22 protein-coding genes and 1 tRNA gene are annotated in these 21,700 nt (G+C 60.6%); 10 read left to right on the forward strand and 13 right to left on the reverse strand.

Features of this window, described 5'->3' with window-relative positions:
- Window positions 1-27 precede the first annotated feature (27 nt).
- Window positions 28-1,410: an NAD(P)H-dependent oxidoreductase gene (locus AKL28_RS00080; RefSeq protein WP_050466023.1), complete on the reverse strand. Its 1,383-nt coding sequence runs from the start codon at window positions 1,408-1,410 to the stop codon at window positions 28-30.
- Between the two features lie 160 nt (window positions 1,411-1,570).
- On the opposite strand from AKL28_RS00080, the gene AKL28_RS00085 reads away from it, so the two are divergent.
- Window positions 1,571-2,476: a LysR family transcriptional regulator gene (locus AKL28_RS00085; RefSeq protein ID WP_050466024.1), complete on the forward strand. Its 906-nt coding sequence runs from the start codon at window positions 1,571-1,573 to the stop codon at window positions 2,474-2,476.
- A 40-nt stretch (window positions 2,477-2,516) separates the two neighbouring features.
- On the opposite strand, the gene AKL28_RS00090 is transcribed toward AKL28_RS00085, so the two are convergent.
- The 4 genes from AKL28_RS00090 to AKL28_RS00105 form a co-directional block, all read right to left on the reverse strand.
- Window positions 2,517-2,705: a hypothetical protein gene (locus tag AKL28_RS00090; protein WP_050466025.1), complete on the reverse strand. Its 189-nt coding sequence runs from the start codon at window positions 2,703-2,705 to the stop codon at window positions 2,517-2,519.
- Between the two features lie 285 nt (window positions 2,706-2,990).
- Window positions 2,991-3,641 carry a DUF1120 domain-containing protein gene (locus AKL28_RS00095; protein WP_050466026.1) on the reverse strand — a complete coding sequence of 217 codons (651 nt, stop codon included), beginning with the start codon at window positions 3,639-3,641 and terminating at the stop codon, window positions 2,991-2,993.
- A 211-nt stretch (window positions 3,642-3,852) separates the two neighbouring features.
- A complete protein-coding gene (locus AKL28_RS00100) occupies window positions 3,853-5,640 on the reverse strand; it encodes a methyl-accepting chemotaxis protein (RefSeq protein ID WP_050466027.1) in 1,788 nt (595 codons plus the stop codon).
- Window positions 5,641-5,848: 208 nt separating this feature from the next.
- A complete protein-coding gene (locus AKL28_RS00105; RefSeq protein ID WP_050466279.1) occupies window positions 5,849-6,604 on the reverse strand; it encodes a YdcF family protein in 756 nt (251 codons plus the stop codon).
- A gap of 163 nt (window positions 6,605-6,767) precedes the next feature.
- On the opposite strand from AKL28_RS00105, the gene AKL28_RS00110 reads away from it, so the two are divergent.
- Both AKL28_RS00110 and AKL28_RS00115 read left to right on the forward strand, forming a co-directional pair.
- Complete coding sequence (locus AKL28_RS00110) at window positions 6,768-8,240, forward strand: HdeD family acid-resistance protein (protein WP_050466028.1); 1,473 nt, start codon at window positions 6,768-6,770, stop codon at window positions 8,238-8,240.
- A gap of 58 nt (window positions 8,241-8,298) precedes the next feature.
- Window positions 8,299-9,153, forward strand: coding sequence for an alpha/beta hydrolase (locus AKL28_RS00115; protein ID WP_050466280.1), 855 nt, complete (start codon window positions 8,299-8,301; stop codon window positions 9,151-9,153).
- Between the two features lie 93 nt (window positions 9,154-9,246).
- Here AKL28_RS00115 and AKL28_RS25265 read toward each other — a convergent pair whose 3' ends face one another.
- Window positions 9,247-9,378: a hypothetical protein gene (locus AKL28_RS25265; protein ID WP_269432155.1), complete on the reverse strand. Its 132-nt coding sequence runs from the start codon at window positions 9,376-9,378 to the stop codon at window positions 9,247-9,249.
- A 166-nt stretch (window positions 9,379-9,544) separates the two neighbouring features.
- Here AKL28_RS25265 and AKL28_RS00120 point away from each other — a divergent pair, with 166 nt between their 5' ends.
- Window positions 9,545-9,727 (forward strand): hypothetical protein, encoded by a 183-nt coding sequence (locus AKL28_RS00120; protein ID WP_156484690.1) that lies wholly within the window; start codon window positions 9,545-9,547, stop codon window positions 9,725-9,727.
- Window positions 9,728-10,081: 354 nt separating this feature from the next.
- Here the strand turns inward: AKL28_RS00120 and AKL28_RS00125 are convergent, their stop codons facing one another.
- Together AKL28_RS00125 and AKL28_RS00130 are read right to left on the reverse strand one after the other, a co-directional pair.
- Window positions 10,082-10,501 (reverse strand): NAD-GH domain containing protein, encoded by a 420-nt coding sequence (locus tag AKL28_RS00125; RefSeq protein ID WP_174525371.1) that lies wholly within the window; start codon window positions 10,499-10,501, stop codon window positions 10,082-10,084.
- Between the two features lie 57 nt (window positions 10,502-10,558).
- Window positions 10,559-11,167 carry a gamma-glutamylcyclotransferase gene (locus AKL28_RS00130; protein ID WP_050466281.1) on the reverse strand — a complete coding sequence of 203 codons (609 nt, stop codon included), beginning with the start codon at window positions 11,165-11,167 and terminating at the stop codon, window positions 10,559-10,561.
- Between the two features lie 392 nt (window positions 11,168-11,559).
- On the opposite strand from AKL28_RS00130, the gene AKL28_RS00135 reads away from it, so the two are divergent.
- Both AKL28_RS00135 and AKL28_RS24275 read left to right on the forward strand, forming a co-directional pair.
- Entirely contained in the window at window positions 11,560-13,188 is a 1,629-nt protein-coding gene (locus AKL28_RS00135) for a methyl-accepting chemotaxis protein (RefSeq protein WP_050466031.1), read from the forward strand.
- A gap of 175 nt (window positions 13,189-13,363) precedes the next feature.
- Window positions 13,364-13,507: a hypothetical protein gene (locus AKL28_RS24275; RefSeq protein WP_156226194.1), complete on the forward strand. Its 144-nt coding sequence runs from the start codon at window positions 13,364-13,366 to the stop codon at window positions 13,505-13,507.
- A 77-nt stretch (window positions 13,508-13,584) separates the two neighbouring features.
- Here AKL28_RS24275 and AKL28_RS00140 read toward each other — a convergent pair whose 3' ends face one another.
- The 4 genes from AKL28_RS00140 to AKL28_RS00155 all read right to left on the reverse strand — a co-directional run bounded on the left by AKL28_RS00140 (window position 13,585) and on the right by AKL28_RS00155 (window position 16,908).
- Window positions 13,585-14,649 (reverse strand): quinone-dependent dihydroorotate dehydrogenase, encoded by a 1,065-nt coding sequence (locus AKL28_RS00140; protein WP_050466032.1) that lies wholly within the window; start codon window positions 14,647-14,649, stop codon window positions 13,585-13,587.
- Window positions 14,650-14,745: 96 nt separating this feature from the next.
- On the reverse strand, window positions 14,746-15,474 hold the full coding sequence (locus tag AKL28_RS00145) for an arginyltransferase (RefSeq protein WP_050466033.1): 729 nt from the start codon (window positions 15,472-15,474) through the stop codon (window positions 14,746-14,748).
- Between the two features lie 105 nt (window positions 15,475-15,579).
- Window positions 15,580-16,323, reverse strand: coding sequence for a leucyl/phenylalanyl-tRNA--protein transferase (aat, locus tag AKL28_RS00150; protein WP_050466034.1), 744 nt, complete (start codon window positions 16,321-16,323; stop codon window positions 15,580-15,582).
- Between the two features lie 18 nt (window positions 16,324-16,341).
- Entirely contained in the window at window positions 16,342-16,908 is a 567-nt protein-coding gene (locus AKL28_RS00155) for an NUDIX hydrolase (protein WP_050466035.1), read from the reverse strand.
- A 193-nt stretch (window positions 16,909-17,101) separates the two neighbouring features.
- Here AKL28_RS00155 and AKL28_RS00160 point away from each other — a divergent pair.
- From AKL28_RS00160 to AKL28_RS00170, 3 genes are all read left to right on the forward strand, one after another.
- Window positions 17,102-17,178, forward strand: a tRNA-Met gene (locus AKL28_RS00160).
- A 304-nt stretch (window positions 17,179-17,482) separates the two neighbouring features.
- Window positions 17,483-18,544 carry a glycosyltransferase family 8 protein gene (locus tag AKL28_RS00165; RefSeq protein WP_082221298.1) on the forward strand — a complete coding sequence of 354 codons (1,062 nt, stop codon included), beginning with the start codon at window positions 17,483-17,485 and terminating at the stop codon, window positions 18,542-18,544.
- A 173-nt stretch (window positions 18,545-18,717) separates the two neighbouring features.
- Complete coding sequence (locus AKL28_RS00170; protein ID WP_050466037.1) at window positions 18,718-18,957, forward strand: hypothetical protein; 240 nt, start codon at window positions 18,718-18,720, stop codon at window positions 18,955-18,957.
- 150 nt (window positions 18,958-19,107) lie between these two features.
- Here AKL28_RS00170 and AKL28_RS00175 read toward each other — a convergent pair whose 3' ends face one another.
- Window positions 19,108-20,043, reverse strand: coding sequence for an acyltransferase family protein (locus tag AKL28_RS00175; protein ID WP_050466038.1), 936 nt, complete (start codon window positions 20,041-20,043; stop codon window positions 19,108-19,110).
- A 442-nt stretch (window positions 20,044-20,485) separates the two neighbouring features.
- On the opposite strand from AKL28_RS00175, the gene argE reads away from it, so the two are divergent.
- Window positions 20,486-21,694: an acetylornithine deacetylase gene (gene argE / locus AKL28_RS00180; RefSeq protein WP_050466039.1), complete on the forward strand. Its 1,209-nt coding sequence runs from the start codon at window positions 20,486-20,488 to the stop codon at window positions 21,692-21,694.
- Window positions 21,695-21,700 lie beyond the last annotated feature (6 nt).

Below are 21,700 nucleotides of genomic sequence, written 5' to 3' on the forward strand. Positions count from 1 at the left end.
ACTTTCGTCAGGACGACGGCGGTGGGGTCAGGCGGCCTTTTCCTTGCGCGGTTCGCCCAGTCCCATTTCCTTGCGGAAGATATCCTCCATCTCGCGCCGCACGCGGATTGCCTCGCGCGAAGCATCGATGGCCACGTCCGCCCAGCTCACCGTCTGGCCGGCGGCTACCGGCCGTTGCAGCACAATGCCATGCGCCAGCCCGATGGGCAACGCTTCGTGATTGAGCGAGGCGGCGGCCGGCATCAGCTTGCCGTAGACCATGTAGCCGCCTTCGCCGTCGAGCTTTTCGCCCGGCTTGAGGTCGCGCTTGGCGACCGCCACCGTGTCGCCGGCGAAGCCCCGCGTGTCGCCGGTCGGCTGGCCGCGCACCGCGATGCTGGCGACCGAGTAGCCCAGTTCCAGGCCGATCAGGTGATAGGGCTTGTACATCGAGGCGAAGCGGCCGCTGGCGTCGGTCTTCAAGCCGTACTGGGCGAAGCAGTCGCGCACGTAGTCGGTGGGCGCTTCAAAGGTAACGTAGACGCCCCAGCGCAGGTCGCGGAACACCGGGCGGCCGTCGCGTTCCAGCGAGGACACCACTTCCACCGTGCCCGAATGCGGCAGGATGCCGCCGGCAGATTGCGGGCGCAGGATGGTCGGCAGGTCGTCCACGCCGCAGGGCGGGAAGGCCAGTCCGCTGTCGGCCGGGCGCAGGCCGCAGGCGTTGGAGACGGCGGCCATTTCCAGCGCCGATTTGGTGCCGTCGAGGAAGGAGTTGAACATCTGCGGGTTGAAGTCGCCGCCGGCCACCTGTTCTTCCGAGAAGCCGTAATGGCCCCACACCGTGTCCGGCGTGGACTGGTGGTAGACCGGCAGGTACTTGGTGCCCTTGCCGGCACAGACCACCTCGAAGCCGGAGGTGCGCGCCCAGTCCACCATCTCGGCGATCAGTGCCGGCTGGTCGCCGTAGGCCATCGAGTAGATGATCCCGGCTTCGGCCGCGCGCCGCGCCAGCAGCGGACCGGCCAGCGCATCGGCTTCGACGTTGACCATGATGATGTGCTTCTTGTGCTCGCAGCACAGCAGCGTGTGGCGGATACCGGCTGCCGGGCTGCCGGTGGCGTCGATCACGATATCGAGCTCGGGCCGCGAGATCAGCGCCTCGGCGTCGTCCTGCACGAAGGTACTGCCGTGCCGCAGCGCTTCGTCCCACGAGCGCGCAGCATACTGCTCGGCTTTCCAACCGACCCGCTGCAGCGATTGCTGCGCGCGCTGCGGCGACAGGTCGGCGATGCCCAGCAGGTGTACGCCCGGCGTGCGCGGCACCTGCGACAGGAACATCGATCCGAACTTGCCGGCCCCGATCAGGCCCACCCGCACCGGCTTGCCTTGTTCGGCCAGCGCCTTCAGTTGATTGAACATCGTTGCCATGCCGTCTCCTCGCGTTGATCTGTAAACCTGGGGACCGGTGCGTTTGCCGCTATCCGGCCATCGTTGTGGCGAAAAGAGTAGCATTGGGATTTTCACGCGTAAATGTCGAAATTTGCACATTCATCGTGCGATAAATCACATATCGAACAGGGCTGAAAAGATGAGGAAATTCGACTGGGACGACCTGCAAGCCTTCCTCGCGGTGGTACGTGCCGGACGCCTGACGGTGGCGGCGCGCAAGCTTGGGGTGGACCATTCCACATTGAGCCGGCGCATCGCCGGGCTGGAGGAGGCGATCGGGGCCACATTGTTCGACCGCCGTGCGGCCGGTTATGCCTTGACGGCCGAAGGCGAGCGCCTGGTGCCGGATGCCGAGGCGATGGAAAACCTGGCGATCCGCATCCGCTCGCGCCAGGACGATGCGGCCCAGGGGCTGACCGGGTCGGTGCGTATCGGTACGCCTGAAGCATGGGGTACCTATTTCCTGGCGCCTGAGTTGAAAGAACTGTCCCGATTGCATCCCGAGCTGGAGGTGGAACTGGTGGCCAATCCGCGCATGTTCAGCATTTCCAAGCGGGAAGCGGACATCGCGGTGAGCATGACGCGGCCGGAAAAAGGCCGGCTGATCGCGCGCCGCCTCAACGACTACGAACTGGGCATCTACGCCGCGCCCGGCTATCTGGCCGAACATGGCGACGTGACCGGGCGCCGGCAACTGGAGCAGCATCGCTGGGTCGGCTATATCGAAGACCTGATGTGGTCTTCCGAGCTGGATTATCTGGGAGAAATTTCAGCGTCGCTGGTGCCGCAGATCCGGATTTCCAATGTGATCAGCCAGGTGCAGGCGGTGGCCGCAGGCATCGGCCTGGGCGTGCTGCCATGTTTTCTGGCACGGCGGGAACCGGGGCTGGTCAGGGTCTTGCCTGGCGAGATCAGCCTCACGCGCTCTTATTGGCTGCTGACGCATGCCGATGCACGCGATCTGGTGCGGGTACAGGTGGTGGCGGACTTCATTGTCAGCCGTCTGGCTGCGCGTGGCGGGGATTTCTGGATGGATACGGCGTAACCGGGGGAGCATCCGCAGGGCGGTGGTAAAGCGCAGGCTTTTAGCTGCTGCGCGCTTTCTCAATGGTTTCGCGCGCTGCTTCCAGCATCGCGGCAGGTTCGGGGGCGTTGGATTCCAGATAATGGTTTTCCAGCGTCACGGCAAGGTTGCTCATCTTTTCCGACAGCTCGGCCAGGGCCACGCTGAGTTCGCACATCAAGGCGGATATGTTTTTCGGAGATTGGGCCATGGCTGCTTCCTTTTCAGAGTGCGATCCCCCCCTGTTGGCATGTCCGGTAATTCAGTACGGCGCCAGCAAAGCAGGTACAAACCGATTACGTTGCATATTCCTGATTATTCTATGACGAATATTCGTTGGACTGTTGGGCGTATCAAAGGTGCAGAAGGAAAATGTAAGAAGAAGGAGGATTTCTTTGCGATATGGCAAGAGTGAACGCTCTTGGCTTGCGCAACCGGCAATGCATGAACTCCGGGCTTGCCATTGCAGGATAGAAGTCCCGGCGAGAGGTCCGGCTTACAGGTATTTCACTTCGATGGTGGCCGAGCCGTCCAGCGGCACATCCTGGTTCAGCGGCAGTTCTTCGGCCTTGTTCAGCACCGGACGCACCTTGATCTGGGTCGACAGCACCTTTTGCGCAGCCGGTTGTGCACCGTTGTCGGTGAAGGAGAAATAGTGGCCGCCGTGCTGGATGTAGCCGGTGGCGGTATTCCAGCTGTTGCCCTTGTCGGCGGAGACGATGCTGGTGACGCTGCGGCCGTCCGCGGTGGCGCCTTGTTCGAAGGACAGTACGTAGCCGCCGACCTTCTTGCCGGCCACGGCGCCCAGGCCGAAGTTGTATTCGCTGCCGGCCTGGATGCTGTCGGTAATGCCGGCCACGCGGGAGGAGGCGCGATTGTCGACGACGGTCAGGGCGATCTTGGCGGCTGCGTTGCAGCTCACGGTCAGGGCGATCTGGCGGGCCGGCAGGGCGGTAGTCTGGCCGTTGCGCAAGGCGCCGGCCGAAATGCTGCCATAGTCGACCACGCCATCGGCGGCCAGGGTCGGGGTGCAGGCTGCCGGGCGGATCACGCCGGTGACCTTCAGCTCTACCGACGGCGCCGCATGCGACAGGCTTGCTGCGCTTGCAGCGGTAACCAGGATCAGCATGTTCAGGAGGCGTTTCATCGTCGGCTCGGTTTGTCGGTAAGCGCAATGTGTTGCGCGATGTAGCCATTCTCCCGATCCGTGCCTCCCGGTTATATGGGAAAAGTCTCAAAAATATTCTGAGATCCAGATTCTTTCATGCAGGGCTTTTCCCATGAAAAAGCCCGCACTGGGCGGGCTTGAGGGTTGCGGTGCCTGGCCGGACGATGTCGGCCTGGCAACAAAGAACGGGTCAGAACGTTTCCCAATCCCCTTCATTGTCACCGGCCGGCAGGCGCGAGGGCGATTTTGCCGCGGGTTGGGCTGCCGGTTTTGCTGCCGCAGACGTATTCGCTTTGGCGGCCGCGGCCGCAGCTGGTTTTGTCGGGGCTGGCCGGGCCGCCGCTACAGGTTTCCTGATGGCCGCCGGGGCGCTCGCTTTCGGACGCGGCGGTGCCGCCGGTGCGGATGTCTGGACGCTGTGCGCCTGCTCGGCATCGATGCGGAAGCTGCTGACCAAGCCCGCCAGCGTGGACGCCTGATCCTGCAGCGATTGTGCAGCCGCTGCGGCCTGTTCGACCAGCGCGGCATTCTGTTGCGTGCTTTCATCCATTTGCGAGATGGCGCTGCCCACTTCGGCAATCCCGGCGCTTTGTTCCTGGCTGGCCGAACTGATCTCGCCGACGATATCGGTCACGCGTTTGACGCTGGCCACGACCTCGGTCATGGTCGCGCCGGCTTGCTCGACCAGCTTGCTGCCGGTATCTACCTTGGCCACCGAGTCGTCGATCAAGGCCTTGATCTCCTTGGCCGCCGATGCCGAACGTTGCGCCAGCGAGCGCACTTCGGAAGCCACCACGGCGAAGCCGCGGCCTTGTTCACCGGCCCGCGCCGCTTCCACCGCAGCATTGAGCGCCAGGATGTTGGTCTGGAAGGCGATGCCGTCGATCACGCCGATGATGTCCGCAATCTTGCGCGAGCTTTCGGTGATGCCTTCCATGGTCTGCACTACCTGGCTGACCACGCTGCCGCCCTGGATCGCCACTTCCGACGCCGATTCGGCCAACTGGTTGGCCTGGCGGGCGTTATCGGCATTTTGCTTGACGGTAGAGGTCAGCTCTTCCATCGCCGAGGCGGTTTCTTCCAGCGAGCCCGCCTGCTGTTCGGTGCGGCCGGACAAATCGAGGTTGCCGCTGGCGATTTCGCCGGAGGCGGTGGCGATGGTATCGGCCGAGATCTTGATGTTGGAGATGGTCGACAGCAGCGAGTCGCGCATGCTGCGCACCGAGAACAGCAGGCTGCCGGTGTCGCCCGGCCGGGTCTCGATGTTGGGCGTCAGGTCGCCCTGTGCGATGCGGTTGGCGACATCGGCCGCACGCGCCGGATCGCCGCCGATGGTGCGCATGATGCCGCGGTTGATGTAGACCACCAGCGATACCAGCGCCAGCGACACCACGGCAAACAGCGCGATCATCTGCCACAGCGTACGCATGAAGGCAGCATTGATGTCGTCGGTGTAGGCCCCGGTAGTCATGTTCCAGTCCCAAGGCCGGTAGGCGACCACGAAGGAGGTTTTGGGCACCGGCGCCGAAGCGCCTACCTTGGGCCACAGGTAGTTGACGAAGCCGCCTTCGGGCGACGCTCCGGCTTTCGAGATTTCCACGAACAGGAGCGTGCCGGCCGGGTCCTTGAAGTTGGACAGGTCCTTGCCGTCAAGCTCGGGCTTGATCGGGTGCATCACGATGATCTGTTTTGACGTCGAGACCGAGAAGTAGCCGTCGGTGCCGTAGCGGATGCTCTTGACGGCGGCGATGGCGCGTTTCTGGGCCTCTTCCTTGCTCAGGGCGCCGCTGTCGGCTTGCGCGCCATAGCCTTTGACCAGTGAGAGGGCGGTCTGGCCGATGTTGGTGAGGTCGTTCTTGCGTTCCTCCAGCCGGATATTGCGCATGGTCACCGCACTGAATATCGAGATGGCAAACAGTGCGATCAAGCTCAGGACAAGTGGCAGCCAAAGTTTTTTACTGAATGACAGCTGGCTCATGGTGGAGTCTCCCCTGGATTGAGTGATGTCGTATCGGTGTCTTTGCACCGTGGAAATTCCATTGCACTTGCGTGGGCTCGAATCAGCGTAACACTGTTATCGGCGCAGCATCCAGGGAACTTTATCGCAGGAGGCGGGCATTAAGGGCGGGGAAACAACACCGTAATGACGAGGCATTTCGTCGAATTGAAAAAAAGCGTGAGCCGGCTCAATGGCGGACCCAATACCAGGCTTGTCCTATCCATTCATGCATGGCGTAACTGGATAGCTGCAGATTAGATGCGGCAGGGAAATAGTCGGTTATCCGGGAGCTTGCCATGCCGGTGAAGACCGTTGGCGCAGGCGTGACTTTCAGCCCGGTGCTGGAAAAGACGCGCACCGAACGCGGCATGTGGATGGCATCGGTGACCAGCAAGATGCGGCCGATGTTGTCTTGCTTGAGCATGTCGGCCGACATGACGGCATTGTCGTAGGTAGTGTTGGAGCGCTTTTCTTCCCAGCGCACCTCGGCGCCAAGATCGCGGCGCAAGGTCCGGGCCATGAGCGCGGCTTCGCTTTCGGGCGATCCATCGGGACTGCCGCCGGTGACCAGGATGGGCAACCCGGTCTTCCGCTGCAGATAGGCGCCGTATTGCAGGCGCTTCATGCCTATCATGCTGGCTTCGTCGTCATGCCCATATTCCGGCGCGTTACCCATGCGCCCGGCGCCCAGGATGACGATGGCTTGCGCATCGCCTGCCGCCGCCAGCGGCGGATATTGGTTCTCCAGCGGCCGCACCAGCAGCATGGCGCCGAGGCGCGTGCTTAGCACCAGCAGCATGGCTACGCCCAGAAAGATCATCAGATTGCCGGTTTTGCGCATGCGCCGGCGCAGCAAGAAACCCGCCGCGCAAAGCAGGAGCGAGTTGGCGGGAGGAAGCAGCAGGGCACTGGCGATAGCGGAAAGCAGGACGGAAAAAGGCATCGGTGGCGGCAGTCGGGAGGCAAAAGTCGTTTCATTGTCGGCCATCCCGGTGTTTTGATCTACCATTGCCGCGGCGAAGAGGAGAGCGCAGGTTGCCTTGCCGCACTTAACACCGCAAAATCGCGTCATTACAAAGGGAAGGGCGAATGCCCCGGGGAGCAGAGTGATACGTCTTGTCTTGTTGTTGCTGGGGGCGGATTTCATCCGCCGTAATTGGCATGTGCTGGCCATCGTCGGCCTGGCCTGGGGCACCATCGGCGTTTCGCTGATGATCGATGCCCTGGATGGCGTGCTCAATTTTCCATTGTCCCTGTTCGGCTACCTGCTGTTGCTGGAAAGCCTGGCCACCCTCTGGGTGGCCAACAGCGGCATCGGCGCACAAAAAACCTTGCGCTACGTCAAGGGGGCGATCTTCCTGCTGATCGCGCTGCTCATCATCACGCCGTACCACGCCAGCAGCATGGCGCTGGCCATGCTGTTCGGCACCGCCTTTGCCATCGGCGGCGGGCTGCAGATCACATCGGCGTTGGTAGTGCGCTTCCCGCGCTGGCGTGCGGCCGTCGCTGGCGGCGGCGTCCAGATCATTCTCGCCATCATATTTTTCCAGCCTTACCCTACCCACTATAAGGGCACGGTCCCGTTCTGCCTGGCGCTGGGCCTGATCTTCGGCGGCTGGAACATGATCTGGCTGGCGCTGCGCACGCGCATGCTGCCGCAGCGTGTGTCGGTCGATATGCTGGCCCAGCGCAATACCGCGGATGGACGTCCATTCGATGCCGGCCTGTATCGCGGAGATGAAACGATGAAGCCGATGCTGCAAGCCGGCGGCGGCATGCTGGGCAAGGGATGGAAAGCGCCGGCGGCGGCCGGGGAAACGGTCTCCGGCCAGCAGATGGGCGAAGGAGAAGTGTTGCCGCAAGACGGCGACAGGCCTTCCATGACAGTGCACGTGTGGACGCCCGCCGGCAGTGCCAAAGGTCCGGCGCGGCGCCAGCCGGTGATCGACCGCTACATTGCCGCGGTCGACACCAACGGCGTGATCTCCACCGGCCATGCCGCGCTGGAAGTGCGCCCCGACTTGTACATCAGTCTGTATCCGGCCGAAGAGATCGACCGCTCGCCCGACCAGTTCGCCCGTCTGTTGCGCGCCACCGTCGACAATGATGTCAAAGGACGCTACCTGACCGACTACCCGAGCGAAGCGGCGTCATGGTGCGAGTCGACCGAGAAGATCGTCTTTCGCGACTACAGCCGCCAGCGGCTGGATGGCTTCTGGCGCCGCTATCGCCAGAAGGAAATCTACAACCTGACCTACCGCAATTGTTCCAGTACCGTGGCACATGCATTGGAGGCTGCGCTGGAGGGCGTGGTCGGTGCGCGCGACCGGCACTGGTTCAATGCGATCAGGATGATGTTGACGCCGGAAATCTGGGTGGCCAGCCAGATCCACAAGCGTGCGCAGACGATGGCCTGGACGCCGGGGCTGGTGCTGGATTACTCGCGTGCATTGCGGGCGGTGGTGCATCCGCGCCCATTGTCCTGGGCGGCGTCGCTCCAACTGGCCTTGCGCCAGAGCCGGCGGCTCCGGGAAATATGGCGAACGCGCAGCAGTGACGACGAACGGCGCGAGCCCTGAGCTTTGAATATGCATGACGGCGCCCGCGTACGGGCCTGAAAACGGAGACAGCATGAACATGCCGCAGGCAGCGCCGCTGGCGCCTCAGGAACATTGGTTGGAAGCCGCCGACGGTACCCGTCTGTTTTGCCGCGACTGGCTGTTGCCCGGTGCGACGGCGGCGGTGCAAATGGTGCACGGGCTGGGGGAGCATGGCGGACGCTATGCGGAACTGGCGCGGCTGTTCAATGAATCCGGAATGTCGGTGCGCGTGTGCGACCATCGCGGCCACGGCAATTCAGGCGGCCGCCAGGGCAGCTTGTCGCGTCCCGACGATCTGCTGCAAGACCTGAAGCGCACCTTCGATGACTTCACGCGCCGTACGCAGTGCATGCCGATCCTGTTCGGCCACAGTATGGGCGGGCTGGTGGCAGCGCGCTTTGCCACCGGCAGGTTCAGCCCGGTGCGTGCGCTGGCGTTGTCATCGCCGGCATTGGCGCTGGATATGCAAGGCTGGCAGAAACTATTGCTGGCGGTATCGAGCCGTTTGGCGCCGGGCTATTCGCTGCCAACGGCACTGCCGGCCAGCCGCATTTCGCATGATCCCGAACAAATCGCAGCCTATCGCCGCGATCCGCTCAATCACGGCAAGATCGCGCCGCGCATGCTCAATTTCATGCTGGATGCCATGCAGCAGGCCGCGCGCGAGGCCAGCCGGTTCGACAAACCGGTGCTGATGCAAGTGGCGGGCGACGATGCGTTTGTCGCTCCGCGTGGCAGCCGCGACTTTTTCGATGCATTGCCGGTCGGCCGCAAGACCATGCATTGGTACGGCACGGCCTACCACGAGATCTTCAATGAAGAGCCGGGAATCCGGAACCAGGCCAAAAATGATCTGCGCCAATGGCTGGCGCAATTGCCGACGGATGCATGAAGCAAAGATGGCAAATAGGCACGGGTTCGGAAATTAACAATAAATTACCCGTGTAAAGAGGGTTTCGGGCGGTTCCACGCCCATGAATCGGCCTCAGGGTTGTCCGCTTGGAACATTGCTGAAGGCGCAACGACTGTCGAATCCGACGAATCCCGGCGCACAGGCGCAGCCGCCCAGCGCCAGCAGCAGCGCGATTGCAGCGACAGTGGAGGCAAGACGCATCATGCGTATTCTTTCGTTCCGGTTTGCAAACCTGCGAGTGTAATGGCCCGTCGGGCTTTTGCAAGATGCCGGGGGCGAGGGGCAAACCCGGCGGCACACAGTCTTTTCATTTTTGTCGGGGGCGGCCTTGCCGGAACGGCAAACAAACACGCTCGAAGGAAAAGAAACCTTGTTATCAATCTGGATGATAAGAAGGCAATATGGGAAGAGAAATGGATTGGTGGAGGAAAAAGAAAAAAGCGGATTGTCCGCATTGCAATGCGACAATTACCGCTTTTTCAGAGTTGCCGTTTTCTTTCCCCATCTCCTTGAAAACAAGGAGAACCGGCAAACCGGGGCGCTGATTACTTGACCGAAATCAGGTAGCGGGCGACCATTGCGCCGATCAGCAGGGTGTAAGGCAGGAAGTCGGTAACGATGTTCATATTGAGCTCCGCAAAAAAGTTGATCTGTTGCGTTGCAATATATGTGTTTCATCGAGAGGCGGCCAATTTTGAATCCCAATATCAGTTATCGATTTCTTGAATAACTGAGCCAGGCCATATGCGAATCATGCTCGTTTGCCTGAAACCCCTTTGATATCAATGGCTTGCGAGGAAGGCCTTGCGAAGGGAAAAGGGCCAATGCAGCGATGCGCCACAAACAATACATTGTCGCGCGGTGTTTCATCCGCGCGACATGCAAGCGTTAGGGGCGCAGAAGGGACTTATTGCCCGACCAGGCCCATCTTCAGACCGCGTATATCGGAGGCGATGCGGACCTTGTAGGCGGCACCGTTCTTCACATCCAGCGTAATCCTGTTTTGCTCGGTATAGCTGGGCGAGTTGAGGGTATGGACCGGTTTGACGCTGAATACATAACTTCCCGGCTTGAGCCAGATCGCAAGATGTTCGCCGTCGGTGATCTGCGCGAGCACCACGTCGTTGATGGCCAGTTCCATCATGTCATGGTTGAACATGCCGCTGTCGCGGGTGAACTCGATCCGGTTCAGTCCGCTTTCTTGCTGCGTCATGCTCTTGATATAGACGCGTGACGGCGGAACGTCCCCGCTGGCGGTCCGTTCGACCGGAGTCGCGCACCCCGCCAGGGCGATCACGGTTGCACATGCTGCGAGCGCTTTGATCATGTTCCTCATCCTTGTGTTTTTAATGGTGTTGCTGCTGGAGCCGGCAAAGATAGCACGTCACGCCCCGTTGCCGCCTGCGGTTTGGTGCTCTGCCGCCGCTTCCCGTTCCAGTTGCAGCAGGTGTTTTTCTATCTCGAAGACATGGGCGTCGTCGGTACCCAGCTCACGCAGCGCCTGTGCCAGCAGTAGCAGGTATTCGCTGTTGCGCCCGCTGGGGCCTGCTGCGCGGAAGATCTGGCGCGCGATTTCCTTCTCGCTGGCGGGACCGGCGAAGGCGGCGTTTTCTTCTGAAGCGATGTAGATCAGGCCTTCGGCTTTTTCCGCGTCGCCGAAGTGAATGTCCGTCACCAGCCGCAGGTAGCCGTTCTTTTCGCGATGGTCGAGATGGGCGAAGACCTCCGGGGTGATCAGGTAGGCCATGCCGCAGCAGGTTGTCCCGGCTTGCGGCACCAGCGTGACCACCCGGCCTGGCGCCTCGGCAGTGCCGCGATGGTCGTGCGATCCCTGCCAGAAGCGGCGCGCCCAGCCGACGATATGGGCGGGGCGCCGTTCAATGAAGGGGAAATCGGTCTTGAAGATGATGGAGCCGTAGCCGAACAGCCAGACGCTGTCTTGGCCTTCGAAGTGGGCCATCTGCTGGTTGATGGAGATCGTGTTGATGGACATGGTTTCGAGGCAAGCGGACGGCATGGCCGTCCCAAGCCATCCATTATAAAACCGGCCATGGCATCGCGTTCGAACTCCGGGACGGAGTTGTTGGCGCGACAAAACGTTCCATCGGCGCAACGCTTTTGTTAATGCCGCCAGCGTCCGATCAGCCCGGAACAGGCCGGAAAAGCGCGGTTTCTCCCGTTTTTTTGATGGCATTCCTTTGTTCGACGAAGCCTGGGAATCCACAAATTTTTCCAATGTGCAATTTTCACTGGTCAGACCAATCAATTTTGGCTTTTAATATCGCCCGTGAGGATTTTCTGCGCAGCAACAAAATTACGCGGCCGGCCTCTATCGGACCGCAGGCGAGACCACACGAACAACATCAAGAAACTCTGGAAGAGAACATGAAAATCATCAGCAATATGTCGATAGGCAAACGCCTGGCATTGGGTTTCGGCCTGATCCTGGCGCTATCGATCGTCATCACCAGCATCGGCTTCTGGCGCCTGCAGGCCTTGTCCGAGGCGACCCACGAAATGATGCGCCAGCCGCTGGTCAAGGAACGCCTGATTTCGGACTGGTATGCCAACCTGTACGGAGGTATCCGCCGTACCCTGGCCATCGCCAAGAGCGCCGATCCTTCACTGACCGAATACTTCGCACAGGATGCAGCGACTTCTTCCAAGAACTCCGCCGAAACCCAGAGCAAGATTGAACCCTTGATCAAGAGCGAGGAGGAGAGGGCGGCTTTTGCCCAGATTGCGGTGGAGCGCAAGGCGTATCTCGCCGGCCGCGACGAGATCAACAAGGTCAAGGACACCGGCGACCTGGCCGAGAGCAACCGCGTGCTGGACCAGGTGTTCGTGCCGGCCGCCAACCGCTACCTGGATGCGATGCAGAAGCTGCAGCAGATCCAGCGCGATGCGATCGACCACATGGCGCAGGATATCGATGCCATCGCCGCCCGCAGCAAGATGCTGATGCTGGGGCTGGAAATATTGATCCTGGCCTTCGGCGTGTTGTGCTCGTGGTGGCTCACGGCCAGCATCATCAAGCCATTGCGCACTGCGGTCGATGTCTCGCGTCGGGTGGCACAAGGCGATCTGAGCGCGCAATTCAAGGCAGAAAGCCGGGATGAAACCGGCCAGTTGCTGGCGGCGCTGAAAGACATGAACGACAGCCTGCGCAATATTGTCAGCCAGGTACGCAACGGTACCGACACCATTGCCAATGCCTCGGGTGAAATCGCCAGCGGCAACCTCGACCTGTCGGCGCGCACCGAGCAGCAGGCCGGTTCACTGGAGGAGACTGCATCGGCGATGGAGGAGCTGACCTCTACCGTCAAGCAAAATGCCGATAACGCCCGCCAGGCCAACCAGTTGGCCAATTCGGCTTCGGCCGTGGCGATGCAGGGCGGCAGCGTGGTGGGGCAGGTGGTGCAGACCATGAGCTCGATCAATGATTCTTCGCGCAAGATCGTGGACATTATCAGCGTGATCGACGGCATCGCTTTCCAGACCAATATTCTGGCGCTCAACGCTGCGGTGGAAGCGGCGCGCGCCGGTGAACAGGGCCGCGGCTTCGCGGTGGTGGCGTCCGAAGTGCGTTCGCTGGCACAACGTTCCGCGGCGGCGGCCAAGGAGATCAAGGAACTGATCGACGACTCGGTCGATAAGGTCGGCGCCGGCAGCCGCCTGGTGGAACAGGCGGGGCAAACCATGGCCGAGGTGGTTGAGAGTGTCAGGCGCGTGACCGACGTGGTGGCCGAGATTACTGCCGCCAGCCAGGAACAGAGCACCGGCATCGAAGAGATCAACCGCGCCATTACCCTGATGGACGAAAGCACGCAGCAAAATGCCGCATTGGTGGAACAGGCCGCAGCCGCTGCGCGCTCGATGCAGGACCAGGCTGCGGATTTGGCATCGCTGGTGAGCGTGTTCCGCTTGCAGGGCAGCCTGGAATATGGGGCGAATGGCGCCGATGACGGACGCACGATCGAGATGCCGCAACCTAACCCCAGGCTGGAGGGGTGAGTTGGATGATTGGCCGGTCATGGTGCCCGGCGCTGCGTCAAAATCTTCTTTACACTTGGCGTCGCGGCATCCTGTTTGAGCATAAAATGGCGCCTGCCGGCGCTCGGTGCGCAGGGTTGGCGCGTTTGCCGGCAGGCAGTCGAGAATGCTTCATCCGAATTTTCAGGGGAATATCATGCGTGTAGCTGTCATGTTGTTGACGCTGGTGGTCGGTGTGGTGCTGGCCGGCTGCGAGAAAACCGATTTTGAAAAGAAATCCGAGTCCGACGCGAATGCGAGGCGGATTTTCAATCTCAAGCGCGAGGCGTCCAAGGACTGATATCTTCGCGTCCCGGAATGCAAAACAGCAGGCTTGCGCCTGCTGTTTTTTTTCGTGCCGGAGATGCGTGGCGAGGGTCAGTGATGCGCCGATGCCGTAGCAGCCGGAGCACGCAGCGCCTCGGCGCATTCGCGCACCAGCGCCGGGCCCTGGTAGATCAAACCGGTATAGAGCTGCACCAGCGAGGCGCCGGCATCGATCTTGGCGCGCGCATCGGCGCCATTGAAAATGCCGCCCACGCCGATGATCGGCAGGGCATCGCCCAGTTCGGCCTTCAGGCCGCGGATCACATTGTTGGACAAGGCGAAGACCGGCTTGCCCGACAGGCCGCCGGCTTCATCGCCATGCGGCATGCCGTTGACGGCATCGCGCGTGATGGTGGTGTTGGTGCCGATGACGCCGTCGATGTGGTGGCGCAATAGCGCGTCGGCTACGTTCTTGACCTGTTCGGCATCCATGTCCGGTGCGATCTTCAGGGTCACCGGCACATAGCGGCCGTAGCGGTCGGCCAGGCGGCGCTGCGCCGATTTCAGTTGCGACAACAGCGCATCCAGCTCGGAGGCGCCCTGCAACTGGCGCAGGTTCTTGGTGTTGGGGGAGGAGATGTTGACCGTCACATAACTGGCATAGGGATAGACCTTTTCCAGGCAATGCACATAGTCCTCGGCGGCGCGCTCGATCGGCGTGTCGGCATTCTTGCCGATGTTCAGGCCGAGCACGCCCTGCTTTTCCTGGTAGAAGCGCGAGGCCTGGACGTTGGCCACGAAGGCATCGACACCGCCGTTGTTGAAGCCCATGCGGTTGATCACCGCGCCGGCTGCCGGCAGGCGGAACATGCGGGGTAGCGGATTGCCAGGCTGCGCGCGCGGGGTGACCGTGCCGACCTCGATGAAGCCGAATCCCAGCGCGGCCAGGCCGTCGATGTAGGCGCCATCCTTGTCCAGCCCGGCGGCCATGCCGACCGGATTGGGGAATTCAATGCCCATCACGGTGCGCGGGTCGCGGGCCGGCTTGGCGATGATGTCGGTCAGGCTGTAATGCGCGGCGCAGCGCAGCGCTGGCAGCGTCAGGTGGTGGGCGGTCTCGGGTTCGAGGGAAAACAGCAACGGCCGCGCGAGCGCGTAGAGGAATTTATCGGACACGATGGAAATGGCGGATGGCGGTGAAAAAGTGCCGCTATTTTAACTTGCCCAGGCTGCTTTTCCGCCATTTGGCGATGGCGGGTGTGGTATCGGCGCTCAGGCTTCCAGCGGCGTCCATTCGCCCTTGTGCAGGGCTTCCAGTGGCTGGAAGTTGGTCTTGTAGGCCATTTTCGGGCTTTCCTTGATCCAGTAGCCGAGATAGACATAAGGCATGTCCAGCTGGCGTGCCTGTTCGATCTGCCACAGGATGTTGTAGGTGCCGAAGGACGCCCCCGGCATATCCGGATCGAAGAAGGTATAGACCGACGACAGGCCGTCGTTGAGCACATCGATGATGCTGACCATGCGCAGGACGCCATCGGGTTCGCGGAACTCGACCAGGCGGGTGTTGACCTTGCTTTGCAGGAGGAACTGCGCGTACTGGTCGCGGCTGTCCTGGTCCATGCCGCCACCGGCGTGGCGCACCGACTGGTAGCGCAAGTACAGCTCGTAGTGCTCATGCGCGTAGGTCAGGTTCGTCACCAGCGCCACCAGGTGCCGGTTGCGCTCCCAGGCGCGGCGCTGGCTGCGGTTGCGCACGAACTCGGCTACGCGGATGCGCACCGGAGTGCAGGCGCTGCAGCCATCGCAATAAGGGCGGTAGGTGAAGATGCCGCTGCGGCGAAATCCTGTCTTGACCAGTTCGGAATACACATCCGCATTGATCAGGTGGGAAGGCGTAGCCACTTGCGAACGGGCTTGCTGGTGATCGAGATAGCTGCACGGATAGGGCGCGGTCGCATAGAACTGCAGCGTAGAGAACGGCAAGTCTTTGAGATGCGTCATGTGCGTCCTGTCCTGTCGTACGGAAACCCGGCGGCAGGAGAGCGACGGCCACCGGGCAGTGAGCCATGGCACTAATTTACACTATTTGGATGATGTCTTGGTAGCTCAGGAACGCCCGGCGTACGGAATGCCGGTTTCCAGCAGGTCCAGCGGCTGCCAGCGGGTAATTTGCGGTGCGCGGATGGCGGCGTGCAAGTGGCGCAGGAAATCGTCGCGCGCAATGGGGCTGGCCCCCAGCGAGGCCAGGTGGGCGGTTTCCTGCTGGCAGTCGATCATGTCGACGCCATGGCTGCGCAGGAAGAGCACCAGGTGCGCCAGCGCCACCTTGGAGGCATCGCTGACGCGGGCGAACATCGATTCGCCGTAAAACATCTTCCCGATCGACACGCCATAAGCACCGCCGACCAGTTCGCCATTGAGCCATACTTCCGACGAATGGGCATAGCCGGCCTGGTGCAGGCCGGTGTAGCCCTCGATGATTTGCGGCGAGATCCAGGTGCCTTGCTCATGCCGGCGTGGTTCGGCGCAGCCGCGCATGACTTCTTCGAATGCCGTATCGAATGTGATTTTCCACAATCCATCGCCGTGGCGGCTGCGTTCGATGCGGCGCAGGGTTTTCCTGAGGCTGTCCGAGATCACGAACTGCGACGTGCGCAGGACCATGCGCGGATCGGTGCTCCACCAGAGAATGGGCTGGCCGTCCGAGAACCAGGGGAAGATGCCCTGGCGGTAGGCTTCCAGCAGGCGCGGCGGCGACAGGTCGGCCCCGGCCGCGAGCAGCCCGGCGGGATCTTTGAGCGCGCGCGAGACGTCGGGGAAGGGGGTGTCGATGTTGAGCCAGGCGATCATCCGCGAACTTTCGGCGGATCAGATCATGCGGCGTCGGATGTCTTCGGTGTGCAGCGTGAAGCCGCCATCACCGGTACGCAGCTTCTTCCGATCCGAGAAGAACGCGCGCAGCGTGAATTCCACCGTCGGAAAGGCGATATCCTCCCAGGGAATCTGCTCCTCTGTATACAGTGCGACTTCCAGGCTCTCGATGCCGGCCTGGTAATCGAGGTCGAGCAGGGTAGCACGGTAGAACAGGTGTACCTGGTGCACATGCGGCACATTGACCAGCGAGAACAACTCATGCAGCTTGATGCGTGCGCCGGCTTCTTCCTCGGTCTCACGCACGGCCGCATCCTCGGTGGTCTCGTCGTTCTCCATGAATCCTGCCGGCAGCGTCCAATAACCCAGGCGCGGCTCGATGGCGCGTTTACATAGCAATACCTTGAGCTGGCCGTCTTGTTCCCATACGGGTAATGAACCGACCACCATCTTGGGATTCTGGTAATGGATCGTGCCGCAGCTACCGCAGACGAAACGCTGGCGCGTGTCGTCCTGGGGAATTTGCAGCGACACAGGCTGACCGCATTCAGAGCAGAATTTCATAGAAGAGGATCGTCGTGGCTTGATTTGGTTGTTATCGGCATGCATGCGCGTCTCACTCCATTGGCCGACTCCGCGGCACTGACATAGTTGCGCGCAGACAGTGGCATGTGCGGGTAGAAGTGTATCACTGTAAAAAGATGCCAGAGAATGTTTGCATTCCCTATGGAAGTGTCATATAATCTTTTTCTTCAGACGCGGGGTGGAGCAGTCTGGCAGCTCGTCGGGCTCATAACCCGAAGGTCGTAGGTTCAAATCCTGCCCCCGCAACCAGATCGAAAAAGCCGTTGAATGTGCATGCATTCAACGGCTTTTGCGTTTTCTGCGCCATCATCCGCTTCACCCTCCCATATTTCTTTACATTCCCTCTCTTTTCGCTCTCTGCATATGCGCGATTTCGTTCGATTGCGCAGTGGCATTGCCTCAATAAAACACAAGCTTTTTTTGGTATTAACTTGATTTGGCCCATCAAAAGGCAACTATTTCCATTGAAATAAGCGAGTATTTTTTTCTGCTTGTCACAATTCGGCCAACATCGAATGTTAAGATCCGACACCTTGGTTGGGGGACCATATCGATGAAAAAAACAGTCATGAACGGCAATCGCCTGGCATTGCATATTGCATTTGGGGTGGACGAGAATTTTTTCCGGGGCGCTGGCGTCTGCATCGCTTCCATTCTTGAGCATAATCCAGACCTCGATCTGGTCTTCCATGTATTTACCTTCGGCTGCAGCGAACAAAGTCGTGTTCGCCTGGCAAGCATGTCTCAGGCGCGCGGCGTGCCCATGCATGTGCATCTGCTGGACGAAGGCGCCTTTGCGCGCTACCGGCATAACCCGCGGGGAAACTATTCAAATGCCATTTTCACCCGCATCTTGATGCCCGAGGTGCTCAATGACATCACTGACAGGGTGTTGTATGTCGACTCCGATATTCTGTGCCGGGGGAGTCTGGCGGAGCTGGCCGGCTTGGATCTCGGAGAGTGCGTAGCGGCGGCGGTTGCAGACGTTCATACTATTGCCCAGCGGCGCATCGGCGCGATGGCGCTGGAGGGCGATTTCTATTTCAATTCCGGGCTGCTGCTGATCGACGTGGCCAACTGGAATCGGGCCCGCATCACCGAGCGCGCCATCGAGCTCATCGGCAGTGATGAGTTTGTATTGGATTATCCCGATCAGGACGCCTTGAATAAGGTCGCCGAGCACCGGGTGATGAAGTTGCATCCGAAGTGGAACGTGATGTTCTCGCTGCTGAGCAGTTTGCGCACATGTCGACAGAAGCTGAGTATTTCCGACGATGCCGTGATGCTGCACTTCGGCGGGCCGCTGAAACCATGGCATAGCTGGTCCCATTCTTGCGCGCAGCAAATGTTCCTGCGCTACCAAGAGAGATCGGGATGGGGGGATGTCCCATTGGATGCGCCCCGCACCTACAAGCAGATGCATCAATGCGCCACTTATCATCGTAACCATGGAAAATACACCAGTGCCATCGTCTGGTATGGCGCCTACCTGCGCAAGAAGCTCTCCTTCATGGTTCGGGGAGCAATGGCGTCGGCCTTGCTCGCGGCGGGAGTTTTTTCTGGCGGACTTACCGATATTGCTTCCTGGGCAGGCAGGGTGCTGGGTATGGCTTGAGGGGATGCCGAGTGCTGATTGTTTCCTGAAAACCTGCCGTGGCAGGTTTTTTTTCGAGGGGACACCATGGGCAGCTCATGCGATCCGTCTTGAAGAAGGAGTGGGAGAGTCCGACCGGGCTTAGGAAATGCCCCTGGCCGTGTTAGCATGCCCGCATCTTTAGGGAGGCATCAATGGAAACACAGGATCCATGGATTCAACGCGCCGAGGAACTGAAAGCGCAAATTGAGGTTTTGTTGGAAAACCAGCTTAACGAGTATGAGCTGATGATCGCCAAACTGGACCAATGGAAGCAGAATCCCACGGGGTCGTGGCTGACCATGGCCGATTACGAGCCCTGGCAGACTGCCTTGAGGAATCTTGAAGCGGCGCAACGCGAATTCGATTCGTACATCAGTTCGCGCGAGAAGTAAGCGTTCGACCTCGCCGGCGCCAAGGCGTGACTGGCCGTCGGGCGAGGCAAATTGTCGCTTCGACAGGGTATATGGAGAAGCGGTATGCATCAGAAAGGCGGGTTCCGGTTTACACGGAACGCCGCCTTTGTTTTTTTCGGGCAATTGCCGCTACAGGACAAATCCAAAGCGCTTGCGACGCGACAGGTAAAGGACCGGCAAGGTCAACGCCAGACTCAGCGTCAGCGCAAAGAGGAACATGCGCGTGCCGTCCGGGATCCCCAGTTTGCTGCCGATCACCATGCACCCCGGATGCAGCAGGTACAGTGCCGAGGAGATCTTGCCCAATGGCCACGTAGTCTGGAATGGCCTGGCTTGCCTGACCTTGGCGAAGAAGGCGGGGCATACCAGCAGCAGGCCGGCGTACATGTCGAAGCCGCGGCGGTTTTCGGCGTGGAACCAGGCGAACGATATTTCGATGAACATCAGCCCCAGGCCCAGCGCCAGGATCGCATTGGCGTGGCGCTCCACATAGCCGCTGATGGCCTCATAGTGATAGCCGATGATGACGAAGGGTAATCCGAAGAACAGTACGTTGCGGTACAGCGCATAGGACAGGGCGCCGTTGTACGCGTAGTGGGCGATGTACTGGATCGCGCAGCCCGTTACGTAAAGCAGCAGCGCCAGTCCCAGTGCGAATTTGCTGCCGCGTTCGCGGATGCCGATGACGATCGCGCCCGCCATGATCAGGGCCGACAGGTACCACAGGTGCCAGTGGCCGAACACGATTTCGCCGGCAAGATAGGCCAGGTTGAATGGGAACGCATAGTTGCTCGCCTGCGGTACATAGAGCGGCGAATACACCGCCATCCAGAACAGGTAGAGCAGGAGCACGCGCTGGAACCACAGCACGTTGTCTTTCACCGATCCGGTCCTGGGCATGAAATAGCCGTTGAGGATGAAGAACATCGGTACCGCCACGCGCAGAAAGCCATTGTAGAGATAATAGGAGCCAGCCTTGCTGAACTCGCGGAAAATGTAGCAATGCAGCGCCACTACCATCAGCGCCAGCGATACTTTCAGCACGTCGATAGATGCGTTTCTCATAGTCGGTGGTTCCTCTCTGCTGGCATGATTGATGGCGCGTGCCATGGGCATTGACCGGCGGCCGACCGAATTCGTTCTGAAAATACTTACATAGTTTTGCAGTGCGCCAATTTACGAATCACGAATGTTTGTGAATCGGAGCGCCATTGTCGAGCTTGTCCGGCATGAGAGATTTTTTCAGAGGGGCCGAGCGTCGCTGCCGGAAATGAGGTGTAATGTCGCTGTGTTGCATACGGCGGGCACGCATTCCTATACGGGCGGCACCGCGTTTCCGATATCAGGCGGCACAGCCCGATGTTCAACAAGCGGCCAGGGAAATCGGGTTCGGCAAGCTCTGCCGCCGCCCCGGCTCTGCCGTGGCACGGGGCTTGCTGCTGAGTTGGCGGAATCTGTCGCCGCCACAGGCGGGGAAGATTCCGGAATTGAACAGGCAAACATCATCATGAACGCACATCTCAAAACAGCCGCTTCGGAACCAACGAAGCAAACGCTGGATATCCTCAAGACCCTCATCGGTTTCAACACCATCAGCCGCGAATCCAACCTTGGATTGATCGAATGGGTTCGCGATTACCTCGAACGCTACGGCGCCAGGACCCGCCTGACCTACGATGCCGAAAGGCGCAAAGCCAACCTGTTTGCGACCATCTCGGGCGCAGCGGAAGGCAAGGCCACATTCGGCACCGTATTTTCGGGCCACACCGACGTGGTGCCGGTCAAGGGCCAGAACTGGGACACCGATCCCTTCGTCGCCCACGTCGCCGACGGCAAGCTGTTCGGCCGCGGCGCCTGCGACATGAAGGGCTTCATTGCCGTCTGCCTGTCGCGCCTGCCCGCGCTCGACCAGGGCCGCTTGCACACGCCGCTGCATTTCTCGTTCTCGTACGATGAGGAAGTGGGCTGCCTGGGCGTACGCGAATTGCTGGCCGACCTGAAGCAGAACGACATCAGGCCGACCGGCGTCATCATCGGCGAGCCGACCTCGATGCAGGCCGTGATCGCGCATAAGGGCAAGCGCTCCTACCGCTGCTCGGTGCATGGCCATGCGGCACACTCCTCGTGTCCGCACCTGGGCATCAACAGCATCGACTTCGCCGCGATGATGCAGTTGAAGATCCGCGAGATCGCCATGCGCGTGCGCGATTCGGAGGCCAAGGACTACGACTTCGATGTGCCGTATTCCTCCATCGTCACCACCATGTCCAATGGCGGCAATGCCCCCAATATCATTCCCGACAAGGCCGAGTTCGTGTTCGAACACCGCTTCCTGCCGGGTGTCGATCCGCAACAGGTATTCGAGGAAGTGAAGTCGTATGCGCAACAGGAAATCATGCCGCAGATGGCCATCGAAGGCGCCCAAGGCAGCATCGAATTCGAGACCCTGACCGCGTACCCCGGCATGAGTACTCCGGCCGACGATCCCATCGTCGCTGCCGCGCTGCGCATCCTCGGCAACGAGCGCGCGCGCAAGGTCGGCTTCGGCACCGAAGGAGGCCTGTTCGGCGAAGCCGGCATGCCGGCCGTGATCTGCGGTCCGGGGGACATCGTCCATGCCCACAAGCCCAACGAGTTCGTCACGCTGGAACAGTTGGCGCGTTGCGAAAGCTTCTTCGACAACTATCTGGCGTCGGCCAATCTGAACGCGGCCTGATTTTTA

Origin of the sequence: Herbaspirillum chlorophenolicum, from assembly GCF_001189955.1 — a bacterium.
Lineage (GTDB): Bacteria > Pseudomonadota > Gammaproteobacteria > Burkholderiales > Burkholderiaceae_D > Herbaspirillum > Herbaspirillum chlorophenolicum.

Bases quoted from the DNA above. Each gene is read 5' to 3' on its own strand.
- AKL28_RS00080 (WP_050466023.1), bottom strand. From the start codon at position 1,410: ATGGCAACGATGTTCAATCAACTGAAGGCGCTGGCCGAACAAGGCAAG.
- AKL28_RS00085 (WP_050466024.1), top strand. From the start codon at position 1,571: ATGAGGAAATTCGACTGGGACGACCTGCAAGCCTTCCTCGCGGTGGTA.
- AKL28_RS00090 (WP_050466025.1), bottom strand. From the start codon at position 2,705: ATGGCCCAATCTCCGAAAAACATATCCGCCTTGATGTGCGAACTCAGC.
- AKL28_RS00095 (WP_050466026.1), bottom strand. From the start codon at position 3,641: ATGAAACGCCTCCTGAACATGCTGATCCTGGTTACCGCTGCAAGCGCA.
- AKL28_RS00100 (WP_050466027.1), bottom strand. From the start codon at position 5,640: ATGAGCCAGCTGTCATTCAGTAAAAAACTTTGGCTGCCACTTGTCCTG.
- AKL28_RS00105 (WP_050466279.1), bottom strand. From the start codon at position 6,604: ATGCCTTTTTCCGTCCTGCTTTCCGCTATCGCCAGTGCCCTGCTGCTT.
- AKL28_RS00115 (WP_050466280.1), top strand. From the start codon at position 8,299: ATGCCGCAGGCAGCGCCGCTGGCGCCTCAGGAACATTGGTTGGAAGCC.
- AKL28_RS25265 (WP_269432155.1), bottom strand. From the start codon at position 9,378: ATGATGCGTCTTGCCTCCACTGTCGCTGCAATCGCGCTGCTGCTGGCG.
- AKL28_RS00125 (WP_174525371.1), bottom strand. From the start codon at position 10,501: ATGATCAAAGCGCTCGCAGCATGTGCAACCGTGATCGCCCTGGCGGGG.
- AKL28_RS00130 (WP_050466281.1), bottom strand. From the start codon at position 11,167: ATGTCCATCAACACGATCTCCATCAACCAGCAGATGGCCCACTTCGAA.
- AKL28_RS00135 (WP_050466031.1), top strand. From the start codon at position 11,560: ATGAAAATCATCAGCAATATGTCGATAGGCAAACGCCTGGCATTGGGT.
- AKL28_RS24275 (WP_156226194.1), top strand. From the start codon at position 13,364: ATGCGTGTAGCTGTCATGTTGTTGACGCTGGTGGTCGGTGTGGTGCTG.
- AKL28_RS00145 (WP_050466033.1), bottom strand. From the start codon at position 15,474: ATGACGCATCTCAAAGACTTGCCGTTCTCTACGCTGCAGTTCTATGCG.
- aat (WP_050466034.1), bottom strand. From the start codon at position 16,323: ATGATCGCCTGGCTCAACATCGACACCCCCTTCCCCGACGTCTCGCGC.
- AKL28_RS00155 (WP_050466035.1), bottom strand. From the start codon at position 16,908: ATGAAATTCTGCTCTGAATGCGGTCAGCCTGTGTCGCTGCAAATTCCC.
- AKL28_RS00165 (WP_082221298.1), top strand. From the start codon at position 17,483: ATGAAAAAAACAGTCATGAACGGCAATCGCCTGGCATTGCATATTGCA.
- AKL28_RS00170 (WP_050466037.1), top strand. From the start codon at position 18,718: ATGGAAACACAGGATCCATGGATTCAACGCGCCGAGGAACTGAAAGCG.
- AKL28_RS00175 (WP_050466038.1), bottom strand. From the start codon at position 20,043: ATGAGAAACGCATCTATCGACGTGCTGAAAGTATCGCTGGCGCTGATG.
- argE (WP_050466039.1), top strand. From the start codon at position 20,486: ATGAACGCACATCTCAAAACAGCCGCTTCGGAACCAACGAAGCAAACG.